Below are 13,583 nucleotides of genomic sequence, written 5' to 3' on the forward strand. Positions count from 1 at the left end.
ATAGAAGCGAGGCGTGGGGGATTACTGATGAAAATTTTACTTTATTAAATTTCTTTGATAATTTGCAATGCGTGTATAATCGTCTTCTAGTGCCCTTGATAGGTTAATAAATATAGGCAGTAATTGTCTGTATTCTTTTGTTGCTTCTTCTTTCGGTGTATGTTTGTAGGTACTACCAACCATTTCGGAAACGATTTCAAAAGAATCAATTTTTCCTGTGGCATAGAGACCTAATATACATGCGCCTAGACAAGAGCTTTCGTAGCTCTTTGGAACAACGACTTCAGATGCAAAAATATCGGACATCATCTGTCGCCAAACGTCAGACCTTGCGAAACCGCCTGTTGCTTGAATACGAGTTACAGGACCATCCATACATTCTGTTAATGCTAAAAATACAGTGTATAAATTATATATAACACCTTCTAAAGCTGCACGAATCATATGTTCCTTCTTATGTGACATCGTTAAACCGAAGAAGGAGCCACGTACATCTGGATTCCATAATGGTGCACGTTCCCCTGCGAGGTACGGATGGAATAATAATCCGTCTGCACCAGGTCTCACGCGTTCTGCTATTTTAGTTAATACATCGTATGGATCAATTCCTAGTCTTTTCGCAGTTTCTACTTCTGATGAAGCAAGTTCATCACGAATCCAGCGAAGGACCATCCCTCCATTGTTTACTGGTCCACCAATTACCCAATGCTTTTCTGTTAAGGCATAACAAAATATTCTTCCTTTTTTATCTGTTTGTGGTTTATCAATGATGGTCCGAATAGCACCACTTGTTCCAATTGTGACAGCAATCTCCCCTTTCCGAATTGCATTCACACCTAGATTAGAAAGCACCCCATCACTGGCACCAATGACAAACGATGTTTGGGAATCGATACCAATCTTTTGGGCTAAATCTGGATTGCAGTTGCTGAATATTTTGGTGGTTGGTACGAGTTTAGATAATTGAGCTGAGGTTATACCAGCAATTTTTAAAGCTTCCTCATCCCAATCTAGCGTTTTTAAGTTCATCATACCCATGCACGAGGCGATGGAATGATCAACAACATATTGATCAAAGAATTTTTTGAAGATATATTCTTTGATTCCAATATATTTTTTCGTTCTAATAGCAATTTCCGGATGGTCATTCACAATCCATGTAATTTTACTTAATGGTGACATTGGGTGAATAGGTGTTCCTGTTCGTCTATAAACTGTATGGCCATTCAGTTCATCTTTGATTTTATGTGCCCATGCTTCACTACGATTATCTGCCCAAGTGATACAAGGTGTCAGCGGCTGATCATTTTCATCCATGGCAATGACACTATGCATAGCACTGCTAAATGAAATAAACGATGGTTTTTTATCTGAATGCTGTTTCGTTATATTTGATATCGCTTGTAAAACAGCTTGGAAAATCTCTTCTGGATCTTGTTCCGCTGTGGATATATCCGGTGTGCGAAGTGGATAACCAATATTCTCGGTTTGAATGACTTCGCCTTTTTCAGTAAATAAAACTGCTTTCGTACTTGTTGTACCGATATCTATACCTAACATATAGCTACTCATGTCCTTGCTCAACTCCTTTAGATAACATTTGTTGTGACATCCAGAGGTCTTCGACTTTCCCTTGAACATCATCAAAGTTTTGATGTAAGGCCTTAATCATGAGGGCTCGATCTTTTGATTCGATTGCTTTTATATAAAGCTCATGATTTTTAATAATCCGTTCAAAATCTTCGTACTTTTCCTTGAAACGAGTACGCATTGATAAAAGGATTAAGCTTTCCATAACAGGCTTTAAATTATTCCAAATCATCAGGATGTAGGAATGCTCAATAGTTCGAATAATCGTTTCATGGAATAAGAGATCTTGATAAGAAAATTCATCAGAATCATGATACTTAATGGCGATTTTCATCATTTCCATTATTTTATTTAGTTCTCTTACTAAATCATTTGTGTCCATCTTTCCAAGTCGCTCAAAGATAAACGTTTCTATAAGTAAACGAACATCATATATTTCTTCAATTTCTTTCTCGGTTAAACCAATGACAACTGCGCCCATTCTTTCTAAGCGAATAATATTTTCAGAAGCTAGTAATTTTAATGCTTCACGAACGGGTGACCGACTTACAGAAAAATCGGCAGCTATTTTATTTTCTGACAGGATGGTACCGCTTTCAATCGCACCTGCAATAATGCGCATTCTCAATTCGCTCGCAACACGATCACCTGTAGAAGCTTTTGAAAGCCATTTTTCAGGATAAAGAAATTCCATTGATTTCGTCATAAATCCACCTCGTGTTAATCAAGTATACTTGTATACAAGTATTATAACTCGGATTTCTAATTATGCAAGCGCTTTTATTGTTCGCGTTGGTTCTATTAGAGGAAAGCCCATAATTATTAAGCTAACAAATCAAGTCACCCCAAAACTATTATTGTTGATAAAGAAGATTTAGGAAATGGAAAACTAAACAAGTGGTATGAAAGACAAATAATTATAGAATCTATGTAAAAAGAAGCAGCTACCTTTAAATGGAGAGGTAGCTGCTTTTTTAGTTGTTCATATTCTGCTGATGCTTTGAAATTAATTTAGACATATAGACAAAACCCTAAATTACGTATTGTCTTGTAACTCCATGAATATCTATTCGCGCTATTGTGTTTATACACTGCTCATTGATAGTTTCCCGATTAATTCTCAATAACATCATGTAACCTCTCAGCAAACTCTTTATGATGCACTGTGTTATAACCCACATGATGTCCTGGAAACTCTGCGAATTCTGTTCCGAGGTGTTCTGCTAAGTTGAATGCGCAATGATAAGGAAAAGTTTCTCTTGAAATACTTCCACCAGCTGGACGTACCTGTATCGATGCAGGTTTTAATAGGGACTTTAATGCATCGATATTTAAAGTATAGCTGAGAATTCCCGGGATTTCATACTCAGTGAAATACATCGAATTGCCAAGTAGTCGCTCTGTTAGCATATCCTTCGATGGTTCGGAATTACTATCATCAATATTTGACAATAACTTCATGACCTCACTTTGATGATTCCCTTTAAGGTCTTCCATGAAATTTATAGCCTGCTTCAACTCATTTTCAGATAAAAGTTGTAATAAAACCGGTTCGTGTGGAATTAGTAACTGTACCTGCTCAGGATGACGTATGCACAAATCAAGTCCGATAACAGCACCAGAACTACTTCCGAATACATAAGCCGGTTCTTTGGTCAGATTAGCTAGCAACCGATGAGCATCTTCGCTATGCGTGTGCACATGGTAATCCTCATTTTTATTGACGAGATTGCTACGGGAATGACCACGACGATCGTAAGTAACAACGGTATACCATTTAGCAAGATGGTCGGCGACATTATGGAACTTGTCGGCATCACCACCCCCACCATGAATCAAAAGAAGAATTGGACCCGAGCCACGCGCCTCATAATAGATGCTTGCTCCAATTACTTGCAATGTTCCGTTTTTTACTATACTCATTTGTACATTCTTCCTTTCTTTTGTCATCTCCCTTAACATTACATGATTGGTGAATGATATAAAATGCAGGAAATAACTAAGAAACAAATTCACCATAAGAAAAAGCAATGTGTAGCTTTAAAATAAAGTTTGATTAAAAATACTGTGTTAAACCGTATTCTATGATGAATAAAAAGAAACCATTTTGAAAAAGTCTAATCAAAATGGTTTCTTATCCAACAGGTTTATGTTTATGTTTTATAAAAAAGTTTGATCATAGCTTATTTACAATTCTTTGATTAAAGAGATAAAGCATCTCACCTTTTTTATAAACGTCTTAACTTTATTTCAAAACTACAATATATTTACTAACCTACTAATCTCCTACTCAACCGTAACAGACTTAGCTAAGTTACGTGGCTTATCAACGTCACACTCGCGGTGAAGTGCTGCGTAGTATGAGATAAGTTGTAATGGAATAACTGCTACTAGCGGTGCTAGTGCTTCGTGTACAGCTGGTAATACGAAGCTGTCACCTTCCATTTCTAAGCCCTTCATTGAGATGATACATGGGTTAGCTCCGCGTGCTACTACTTCTTTCACGTTACCACGAATTCCAAGGTTTACGTGTTCTTGTGTAGCAAGTGCGATAACTGGTGTACCGTTTTCGATTAAAGCGATTGTACCGTGTTTTAATTCTCCTCCAGCAAATCCTTCTGCTTGGATGTAAGAGATTTCTTTTAGCTTTAACGCTCCTTCTAATCCTACGTAGAAGTCTACGCTACGTCCGATGAAGAAACAGTTACGAGTTGTTGCTAAAAATTGTTTTGCTAATGCGTCCATTTCTTCTTTTTGATCACAAAGTTGTACCATTGCATTTGCTACAAGTCCTAGTTCGTGTGTTAAGTCAAAACCAAGAACTTCACCTTTTGCTTTAGCAATATCTGCAGCTAAAATTGAAAGTACTGCAAGCTGTGCTGTGTAAGCTTTCGTTGATGCAACGGCGATTTCTGGTCCCGCGTATAACGGAAGTGTATAATCCGCTTCACGAGAAAGTGTAGAACCAGGTACGTTTGTAATTGTTAATGCTTTATGACCCATTTCATTTGTTTGTACAAGTACTGCACGGCTATCAGCTGTTTCACCACTTTGTGAAATGTAAATGAAGAATGGTCTTTCTGTTAATAATGGCATGTTATAAGAGAATTCACTTGCTACATGCACTTCAACTGGCATTTTTGCAAACTTCTCGATAAATTGTTTTCCAACAAGACCTGCATGATAACTTGTTCCACATGCAATGATGTAAATACGATCGCTATCTAAAATCGCATTGCGGATGTCTTGATCTAATTCAATCTCGCCATTTTCATCTTGGTACTTTTGAATTATATTACGGATAACAAGTGGTTGCTCATCGATTTCTTTAAGCATGAAATGAGGGTATGTTCCTTTTTCAATATCACTTGCATCTAATTCCGCTGTAAACGGTGCACGTTCAATCGTTTCACCTTGTAAGTTTTTAATTGTAATACTTTCTTTCGTTACAATTACAATTTCTTTATCCATTAATTCAATAAATTGATCTGTAACTTGTAACATCGCCATAGCGTCGCTCGCCACAACATTAAAGTTGTCACCAACACCTACTAATAGCGGGCTTTTGTTTTTAGCAACATAAATCATGTTTGGATTTTCAGCATCAAGTAATCCGATTGCATAAGAGCCATGTAAAAGAGATAGCGTATTACGGAACGCTTCTTCTACACTTAGTCCTGTGCTCACTTGTTGTTCCATAAGCTGTACGATAACCTCTGTATCCGTTTCACTTACGAACGTGACATCTTGTAAATATTCCTTCTTCACTAACTCATAGTTTTCAATTACACCGTTATGAACTAGTGTAAAACGCTTTGATGTACTTTGATGCGGATGCGCGTTTACTTTGCTCGGAACACCATGTGTAGCCCAGCGTGTGTGACCGATCCCCACGCTTGTTGCTACGTTCTCATCTACGATTTCGCGAAGTTTTGCAATACGGCCTTTTTCTTTGTATACAACAACACCGTTCTCTGCTTGTACTGCAATACCTGCTGAATCATATCCACGATATTCTAGCTTTTCTAAACCTTTTAATAAAATTTCCTTTGCATCTTGCTCTCCAATAAATCCTACGATTCCACACATGTTTAGTCGCCGTTACAAATGCTTACACTGCTCTGCGAACATGTAACGACATAGTCCGATACCATTTTTATTTATACTAAAAAACGGATTACATATTGCTAGCCCTGTAAGCTTGTAACGGCTTTCACCTTCCTCTCGATTGGGTTTAAGTCCGTATATACTTATACAGCTAGTTTGTATCCGTTCCTTTTCTCTCATCACACTTTCACCTTTGTCCACTAAGTCACCTTAATGATTTAAGTAAAAGCTTGCGGTTGTGATGAACAACCGGGAGCCATCCGCCGAAATCTCGATAAACCCCACCTCGTCAACTACACTACTTGTAGTTCTGGCGCTTCTATAATTTACAATATTTCCTTTGAGAAAAAGAACAAGACCATCTTATAACAAACATGGATAAACCGTCAATGAAAATTTTTTCACCATCTATAAAACATATGAAAAAGGAGCACTTATTGTGCTCCTTTTCAATACATTTATTAAATTATTCAGCGCCAACTTCCGCTTTCACAACTTCTACAATGCGATGTACATATGCATCACAAACTTCTTGTGTTGGTGCTTCTGCCATTACACGAATAAGTGGTTCTGTTCCAGATGGACGAACAAGAATGCGGCCATCACCATTCATTTCTTCCTCTACAACACGAATAATTTCTTTAATTTTTTCGTTTTCTAGTGCTAGTTTTTTATCTGTTACACGAACGTTTACTAGTAATTGCGGGAATTTTGTCATTTCTCCTGCAAGCTCAGATAATGGTTTTTTCGTCATTTTCATAATGTTTACAAGTTGAAGTGCACTTAACATTCCATCACCAGTTGTAATGTAATCAAGTAAGATAATATGGCCTGATTGTTCTCCACCTAAGTTGTAACCTCCGCGCTTCATTTCTTCCATTACGTATCGGTCACCAACTGCTGTTTTATCACTTGTAATACCGTTAGCTTCAAGTGCTTTGTAGAAACCTAAGTTACTCATAACTGTTGAAACAACTGTATTATGCTTTAGTTGACCAGTTTCTTTCATGTACTTTGCACAAATAAACATAATTTGATCGCCATCAACAATGTTTCCTTTTTCATCTACAGCGATTAAACGGTCACCATCACCATCGAAAGCAAGACCAATATCAGCACCTTTTTCTTTTACTAATTCAGCTAATACTTCTGGATGCGTAGAACCTACTCCATCGTTAATGTTCATACCGTTTGGTGAAGTTCCCATTGTTGAAATATCAGCTTCTAAATCAGCAAATAAGTACGGAGCTAAAGAAGACGTAGCACCATGCGCACAATCTAAAGCGATATGTAAACCTGAGAAATCTTCCTCTACAGTTTGTTTAATGTATTGTAAATACTTTTGTCCACCTTCAAAATAATCACTCACTTGCCCAAGGTTCGTACCTGTTGGACGTGGTAATTCATCCACTTCTTTGTCTAATAAAGCTTCAATTTCTGCTTCTTGCTCATCTGTTAATTTAAAACCGTCTGAACCGAAGAATTTAATTCCGTTATCTTGTACTGGATTATGAGATGCAGAAATCATAACACCAGCTTGTGCATCTAACGCTTTCGTTAAATAAGCAACACCTGGTGTAGAAATAACACCAAGACGCATTACTTCTGCTCCAGTTGATAATAGACCTGCTACTAAAGCTCCTTCTAACATATGTCCTGATATACGTGTATCACGGCCGATAATTACTTTTGGACGGTCTGTATCTTTTGTTAATACATAACCACCAAAACGTCCAATTTTGAACGCTAATTCAGGTGTTAACTCCTTATTCGCAACCCCGCGTACTCCATCTGTACCAAAATATTTACCCATTATGATTCGCTCCTTTTTCTGGCTCTTTTTGATTATCTACTGTTGGCTCTTGGCTAGTTTCTTTATCTTCATTTTGTTCCGATTCCTTCTCCTTCTCCTTTTCCTTTTCTGGATCAGGCTTAGGTTCAGGTTCAGGATTTTTTGGTTTTTCAGTTTGATTATCTTTATTATTATTTGAATTTGGTTGCTCACCGTTACCCTGTACTTCTTTATCGGGATTTTCTTTCTTCACAATTGTAACTTTAGCACTTTTTTGTTTTGGCTCTATTGAAATATTACCAGGGCCACTCACTTGAATAGCAACATCCTTCGTCCCAGGAGACACATTTTGTAGATTAATCACTGCTGTTATTTGAGCAGCTGTTATTTTATCTACTATACTTGTTTCTCCTGAAATATCAACGCTTATCTTCCCATCTTGCGGCGAAAGTAACTGGGCCGTAACGTCTTTAGAAAGTCCATTTTTTTGAATTGATATACCATCAATCGTTCTTGTTTTCGTTTGTTTTGTTTTTTGTACGCCTACTGAAACCTTTACTTGATTTGGCTTCGCACTTATTACACCCTTTGGTAATAAAACAGAGGTATCGAATGTTGTAGACTCTGTCAATTGACTAAGATCTACTTCGACCCCCTCTATCGATTGTATATTATCCAATATATCTTTTGGACCTGCTATCGTTACTTCTCTCGGCTCAACGCTAATATTTGTAACGGCCAATCCTTCCGGTAAACTCCCCTTTTTCGCATATGTTATAGGAACAGTTTTTTCAGTATTATTGGCCGTAGCTTGCGTCGCCACATTCAACGTTACACTAATTTTAGATGGACTTGTTCTTACATTTAAACGTTTTCCTTCTTTATTGTATAATGTAACTTCGGCTGTTTTTGTAACAGTTTTATTAACACCTTTTAAATCAACATACGCCTTAGCAGATGAAATACTTTCAATTTCTTCTTTCGTCCCAACTACCTCAACCGTATCAGGTTTAATGTTTGATTTTTCGAGAGTAGCACCAGCTGGCATTTGATCCTCATTTGATAATTTCAAGTCTACATGAACATATTTTCTCGCTTTTTCATGAAGAGTAATTTTAATTGTTGATGGCTGAACTGTTCCTTTCACATCATCTGGAAGTCCATTCGTTTTCAAAGAAACTTCATACGTTCCTTTTTCGCTACCTCTCAAATCAACTGGTATATCAAATTGTTTTTTCGCTTTTGCCGTAGCAACTGCTGCTTTTGGACCCTCTAACTTCACCTTAACGCCCTCTGCCGGAATACCACTTACAATATATTTCTCTTCATCATACTTAACGTTAATAGCATAATTAGTTAATGTTTCTTTCGCATCATTTGCAAAAGGTAGTATCCCCGATGTCGTATTTTTTTCAGTTAAAGTCGCTGACATAAAAAGCATACACGCCAATAGTAATGAGATCCCCTTTAAAAACCAATGATTCTCCATTAACTTATCCATGACGCTTTCTCCTCCAATTCCATAAAGACGAAGAAGTCGTTTTTTCGTTCGCACTAAATTCAGATAACAACATATCTTTCAGTTGTTCTGTCTTCAAATCACGATGCAACTTACCATTTTTCGTTAAAGAAATTTGGCCTGTTTCTTCCGACACAACTACTGTAATACTATCAGTAACTTCACTAACTCCCATTGCAGCGCGATGCCTAGTTCCTAACTCTTTAGAAATAAATGGACTTTCCGATAACGGAAGATAGCAAGCTGCTGCTTTAATGGTACTTCCTTGCATAATTACTGCTCCATCGTGAAGAGGTGTGTTTGGAATGAAAATATTAATGAGTAATTCCGATGATACGTTTGCATTTAGCGGAATACCCGTTTCTACATAATCACCCATACCGGTCTCTTTTGACAAGGTAATTAATGCACCAATTCTACGTTTCCCCATATATTCCGTTGCTTTCGCTATCGCTGTTGCAACCATTTCAGGCTCATCATCCTCGTGAGTTCCAGTACGCGAAAATAAACTCCCGCGTCCTAGCTGCTCAAGCGCTCTTCGCAATTCTGGCTGGAAAATAATAATAACGGCTAAAAATCCCCACGTTAATACTTGTTCAGTTAGCCAATATAGCGTTCGCAATTCAAGAAAAATACTGATCATCCGAACGACAATAATAACTGTAATCCCTTTTAAAAGTTGAACAGCTTTCGTCCCTCGGATTATGAGAATTAGCTTATATATAATAAACCATACAACGGCAATATCTAATGCCGTACTAAGATATTTCAAAATGGTCGTATCTTCAAAAGGCATGCTAACCCTTCCTCCTACTTACGAGCAATTCTATCCATATATTGAAATATTGTTTTATGCTCTATCTGTATGTATTTCCAACAACTAGTTAATTATACCATACATGAAACAAACGACAATTACAAACAACCCCCTTTAGTCTAAATTGGTAAGATGTCAAACATTCTTATCGTACAGTATAATATAAATCATTATTATACGCCTATTTTCAAATAAAAAAAGCAACTTCTCAGTTGCTTTTCTTACATTTATTTTAGTTTTTCACCGAATAAAGAACCCATTAAAGCAACCGCTGTTGTTGCCGTTCTATTTCGCTCATCTAAAATCGTATTTACCTCAACAAACTCGGCAGATGTAACAATATCAGCTTCCGCTAACATCTCCATTGCTAAATGACTTTCACGATAAGATAAGCCACCAATTACAGGTGTTCCAACTCCTGGTGCATCGTGAGGATCAAGACCATCTAAATCTAATGATAAATGCACACCATCAGTATGAGATAAATACGCGATTGTTTCTTCCATAACAGCCGTCATACCCATACGATCAATCTCGTGCATTGAAAATACTTTAATACCTTCATTTCGAATAAAGTCTTTTTCTCCTTCATCTAATGCACGTGCACCGATAATTACGACATTCTCTTTTTTCACCTTTGGATATGCCCCGTATAAATCTACAAGCGTGGGATGTCCATACCCTAAACTTGCTGCAAGTGACATACCGTGAATATTTCCAGATGGTGAAGTTTCTTCTGTATTTAAATCACCATGTGCATCATACCAAATAACACCTAGGTTTTTATAATGTTTCGCAACACCAGCTAATGTACCAATAGCGATACTATGATCGCCACCTAATACAAGTGGAAAACGCCCTTCTTCTATAATATGATCCACCTTACTTGCTAATTCGTTACATACAGTTGCAACTTGTGTAAGGTTTCTTAAGCTTGTATTTACATCTACTTCTTTTTCTCTCTCTATACATATATCTCCCATATCTTTAACGTCATATCCAATTTCTTCAATTCTTTCAATTACACCTGCATAACGGATTGCGCTCGGTCCCATATCAACGCCACGACGCATCTGGCCTAAATCCATTGGAACTCCAATAACTGAAATTTCTTTTTTCATAGATAGTATCCCCCTTTTGTGCCTTCACTAAATATTTTAAATCTTTTATATACTCTGACTCAACTCGACATTTTTCTGTATGGATATACAAATTATTCACTTATATTCGCTTCAAAATCAAAATGTTAAGACTATTCTATGTATAAAGTTAACTTAATGAAGCAACTACTATCATTATTATTAGATAATAATAAAAAACACTCCCGCATTTAGAAGGGTTTTTCTGATGCTATTTTCCACACTGTTGCAATATTCTTTGCTGTCATTTCAATATTCTCTTCTGCTACTTTATATGCCTCCTCTAATGTCATCGGACTTGTTGTAATACTAAATACTGCATCAACTCCTTTTTCATGAACAGCCGAGTAATTCGGAGATACTGATCCCCCAATCGCAATGACAGGAATATGAAGACGCTTTGCACGCTCCGCAACACCTACTGGTGCCTTTCCATATGCTGTTTGTTCATCTATTCTCCCTTCGCCAGTTATAATTAAATCTGCACCTTCTATATGCTTATCAAAATTTGTATAATCTAATACAATTTCAATTCCTCTCCGCAAGCCTCCCTTTAGCACTGCAATAACAGCTGCACCCATACCTCCTGCAGCTCCTGCACCAGGTATTTTAGATACGTCGCAAAATAGGTATTGTTTAAGGATATGCGCATAATGCTTTAAATTCTCATCCAGCTCTTTCATCATCTCTTCATCCGCACCCTTTTGTCGTCCAAATACGAAAGATGCTCCTTTTATTCCAACTAACGGATTATCTACATCACATGCTGCTTCTATCTTTATATGCTTTAAGCGTGAATCCATTTGTGAAAAATCAATAGAGACAATCGAATGTAACGTTCCACCAGACGGCTCTATTACTTCTCCTTTTCCATTTATGAACTTGACTCCTAAAGCTGACAACATACCCGCTCCTCCATCATTTGTAGCACTTCCCCCAAGTCCTAAAATGATATGCTCAGCTCCTTCGTCTAGCGCATGTAGTATAAGTTCTCCTGTTCCTTTCGTCGTCGTAATAAGTGGGTTTCGCTTTTTAGCCGGAACGTGTTGTAAGCCTGATGCTGCTGCCATTTCAATAAACGCTGTCTTTTTATCTTTAGACATACCGTAAAAGGCTTGTACGCTCTCTCTAAGCGGTCCTGTCACATGAAATGATATAATCCTCCCGCTTGTAGCATCAACAAGGGAATTGACCGTTCCTTCCCCTCCATCTCCAATTGGTATTTTTACGTACTCTGCTTTAGGAAAAATTGCTCCAAAACCTCTTTCAATAGCTTCACATACTTCTATAGCTGTTAAGCTTTCTTTATATGAATCAGATGCAATAACAACTTTCATAATTATCCCCATCCTTTATTTTCACGTTTTCTCTATTTTAAATGACAAGTATGAAAGTTGTCTTTTTAAACACAAAAAAAGCTTACATCATATGATGTAAGCTTTCTCTATTAGATGGAGCCTAGCGGGATCGAACCGCTGACCTCCTGCGTGCAAGGCAGGCGCTCTCCCAGCTGAGCTAAGGCCCCTTAGTAATTAAGCGGAAGACGGGATTCGAACCCGCGACCCCAACCTTGGCAAGGTTGTATTCTACCACTGAACTACTTCCGCGAAAATGGTGAGCCATGAAGGACTCGAACCTTCGACCCTCTGATTAAAAGTCAGATGCTCTACCAACTGAGCTAATGGCTCGTAAATGGCTGGGCTAGCTGGATTCGAACCAGCGCATGACGGAGTCAAAGTCCGTTGCCTTACCGCTTGGCTATAGCCCATTAATATTTACTAGTATGGTTATCTTTTCAAAAAAATAAACCCTCTCAGGTTATTTTAAAGAAAATGGTGGAGGGGGGCAGATTCGAACTGCCGAACCCGAAGGAGCGGATTTACAGTCCGCCGCGTTTAGCCACTTCGCTACCCCTCCGACATTTAAAATATATATGGTGGAGGATGACGGGATCGAACCGCCGACCCCCTGCTTGTAAGGCAGGTGCTCTCCCAGCTGAGCTAATCCTCCAAAAGTGGTGACCCGTACGGGATTCGAACCCGTGTTACCGCCGTGAAAGGGCGGTGTCTTAACCACTTGACCAACGGGCCAAATATTATAAATCCTATGGCGGAGAGCAAGGGATTCGAACCCTTGATACGCTTGTGACGTATACACGATTTCCAATCGTGCTCCTTCGGCCAACTCGGACAGCTCTCCAATGGCTCCGCAGGTAGGAATCGAACCTACGACCGATCGGTTAACAGCCGATAGCTCTACCGCTGAGCTACTGCGGAATAATATTGCCTGGCAACGTCCTACTCTCACAGGGACAAGGTCCCAACTACCATCGGCGCTAGAGAGCTTAACTTCCGTGTTCGGTATGGGAACGGGTGTGACCTCTCTGCCATCATTACCAGACATTATTCTTTTGAGACAATCATTATTATAACTTATTTTCTTTAAAAGTCAACAAGTTTTTTATGTTCTCTCAAAACTAGATAACATTGCTACATATTATATGGTTAAGTCCTCGATCTATTAGTATTCGTCAGCTCCACATGTCACCATGCTTCCACCTCGAACCTATCAACCTGATCATCTTTCAGGGATCTTACTAGCTTACGCTATGGGAAATCT

The 13,583-nt window shown here is 38.2% G+C and carries 10 protein-coding genes, 9 tRNA genes and 2 rRNA genes; all 21 read right to left on the bottom strand.

The features are described 5' to 3' along the window. Positions 1-36: 36 nt before the first annotated feature. Positions 37-1,572 carry a gluconokinase gene (gene gntK / locus PQF83_RS26565; RefSeq protein WP_000100545.1) on the bottom strand — a complete coding sequence of 512 codons (1,536 nt, stop codon included), beginning with the start codon at positions 1,570-1,572 and terminating at the stop codon, positions 37-39. After that, complete coding sequence (gene gntR / locus PQF83_RS26570; RefSeq protein WP_000167471.1) at positions 1,565-2,296, bottom strand: gluconate operon transcriptional repressor GntR; 732 nt, start codon at positions 2,294-2,296, stop codon at positions 1,565-1,567. Before gntR ends, gntK begins: the two co-directional genes overlap by 8 nt. Positions 2,297-2,703: 407 nt before the next feature. Continuing rightward, positions 2,704-3,513 (bottom strand): alpha/beta fold hydrolase, encoded by an 810-nt coding sequence (locus tag PQF83_RS26575; protein ID WP_000029403.1) that lies wholly within the window; start codon positions 3,511-3,513, stop codon positions 2,704-2,706. A 363-nt stretch (positions 3,514-3,876) separates the two neighbouring features. Beyond that, positions 3,877-5,679 (bottom strand): glutamine--fructose-6-phosphate transaminase (isomerizing), encoded by a 1,803-nt coding sequence (gene glmS, locus PQF83_RS26580; RefSeq protein WP_000334168.1) that lies wholly within the window; start codon positions 5,677-5,679, stop codon positions 3,877-3,879. Positions 5,680-5,691: 12 nt separating this feature from the next. Beyond that, on the bottom strand, positions 5,692-5,877 hold the full coding sequence (locus tag PQF83_RS26585) for a hypothetical protein (protein WP_001208183.1): 186 nt from the start codon (positions 5,875-5,877) through the stop codon (positions 5,692-5,694). Positions 5,878-6,163: 286 nt separating this feature from the next. Next, positions 6,164-7,510, bottom strand: a complete 1,347-nt coding sequence (gene glmM / locus PQF83_RS26590; RefSeq protein ID WP_000521474.1) for a phosphoglucosamine mutase — start codon at positions 7,508-7,510, stop codon at positions 6,164-6,166. Beyond that, positions 7,503-8,990: a CdaR family protein gene (locus PQF83_RS26595; protein WP_000359576.1), complete on the bottom strand. Its 1,488-nt coding sequence runs from the start codon at positions 8,988-8,990 to the stop codon at positions 7,503-7,505. The genes glmM and PQF83_RS26595 overlap by 8 nt, the downstream gene beginning before the upstream one ends. After that, positions 8,983-9,804, bottom strand: a complete 822-nt coding sequence (gene cdaA / locus PQF83_RS26600; RefSeq protein ID WP_001115701.1) for a diadenylate cyclase CdaA — start codon at positions 9,802-9,804, stop codon at positions 8,983-8,985. The genes PQF83_RS26595 and cdaA overlap by 8 nt, the downstream gene beginning before the upstream one ends. Before the next feature lie 248 nt (positions 9,805-10,052). Beyond that, the gene (rocF, locus tag PQF83_RS26605) at positions 10,053-10,946 is read right to left on the bottom strand and encodes an arginase (RefSeq protein WP_000711569.1); all 894 of its coding nucleotides are present in this window, start codon (positions 10,944-10,946) and stop codon (positions 10,053-10,055) included. A 209-nt stretch (positions 10,947-11,155) separates the two neighbouring features. Next, positions 11,156-12,301: a glycerate kinase gene (locus PQF83_RS26610; RefSeq protein WP_000869604.1), complete on the bottom strand. Its 1,146-nt coding sequence runs from the start codon at positions 12,299-12,301 to the stop codon at positions 11,156-11,158. 115 nt (positions 12,302-12,416) lie between these two features. Beyond that, positions 12,417-12,489, bottom strand: a tRNA-Ala gene (locus tag PQF83_RS26615). Between the two features lie 10 nt (positions 12,490-12,499). Further along, positions 12,500-12,571, bottom strand: a tRNA-Gly gene (locus PQF83_RS26620). 5 nt (positions 12,572-12,576) lie between these two features. Next, a tRNA-Lys gene (locus PQF83_RS26625) sits at positions 12,577-12,652 on the bottom strand. 5 nt (positions 12,653-12,657) lie between these two features. Then, a tRNA-Gln gene (locus PQF83_RS26630) sits at positions 12,658-12,732 on the bottom strand. Positions 12,733-12,797: 65 nt separating this feature from the next. Next, positions 12,798-12,881 (bottom strand) — tRNA-Tyr (locus PQF83_RS26635). A 17-nt stretch (positions 12,882-12,898) separates the two neighbouring features. Next, positions 12,899-12,974 (bottom strand) — tRNA-Val (locus tag PQF83_RS26640). A gap of 5 nt (positions 12,975-12,979) precedes the next feature. Beyond that, positions 12,980-13,054: transfer RNA gene (locus PQF83_RS26645), tRNA-Glu, on the bottom strand. 17 nt (positions 13,055-13,071) lie between these two features. After that, positions 13,072-13,163 (bottom strand) — tRNA-Ser (locus tag PQF83_RS26650). Between the two features lie 2 nt (positions 13,164-13,165). Then, positions 13,166-13,240: transfer RNA gene (locus PQF83_RS26655), tRNA-Asn, on the bottom strand. Positions 13,241-13,248: 8 nt separating this feature from the next. Continuing rightward, positions 13,249-13,364, bottom strand: a 5S ribosomal RNA gene (gene rrf, locus PQF83_RS26660). Positions 13,365-13,464: 100 nt separating this feature from the next. Next, a 23S ribosomal RNA gene (locus PQF83_RS26665) occupies positions 13,465-13,583 on the bottom strand; the annotation flags it as partial.

The sequence above is a fragment of the Bacillus sp. FF-1 genome, from assembly GCF_028548245.1.
GTDB classification, from domain to species: Bacteria; Bacillota; Bacilli; order Bacillales; family Bacillaceae_G; genus Bacillus_A; species Bacillus_A paranthracis.

Coding starts and splice junctions, on each gene's coding strand:
- PQF83_RS26610 (WP_000869604.1), bottom strand. CDS start 12,301: ATGAAAGTTGTTATTGCATCTGATTCATATAAAGAAAGCTTAACAGCT.
- gntR (WP_000167471.1), bottom strand. CDS start 2,296: ATGACGAAATCAATGGAATTTCTTTATCCTGAAAAATGGCTTTCAAAA.
- PQF83_RS26575 (WP_000029403.1), bottom strand. CDS start 3,513: ATGAGTATAGTAAAAAACGGAACATTGCAAGTAATTGGAGCAAGCATC.
- PQF83_RS26585 (WP_001208183.1), bottom strand. CDS start 5,877: ATGAGAGAAAAGGAACGGATACAAACTAGCTGTATAAGTATATACGGA.
- glmM (WP_000521474.1), bottom strand. CDS start 7,510: ATGGGTAAATATTTTGGTACAGATGGAGTACGCGGGGTTGCGAATAAG.
- cdaA (WP_001115701.1), bottom strand. CDS start 9,804: ATGCCTTTTGAAGATACGACCATTTTGAAATATCTTAGTACGGCATTA.
- glmS (WP_000334168.1), bottom strand. CDS start 5,679: ATGTGTGGAATCGTAGGATTTATTGGAGAGCAAGATGCAAAGGAAATT.
- gntK (WP_000100545.1), bottom strand. CDS start 1,572: ATGAGTAGCTATATGTTAGGTATAGATATCGGTACAACAAGTACGAAA.
- rocF (WP_000711569.1), bottom strand. CDS start 10,946: ATGAAAAAAGAAATTTCAGTTATTGGAGTTCCAATGGATTTAGGCCAG.
- PQF83_RS26595 (WP_000359576.1), bottom strand. CDS start 8,990: ATGGATAAGTTAATGGAGAATCATTGGTTTTTAAAGGGGATCTCATTA.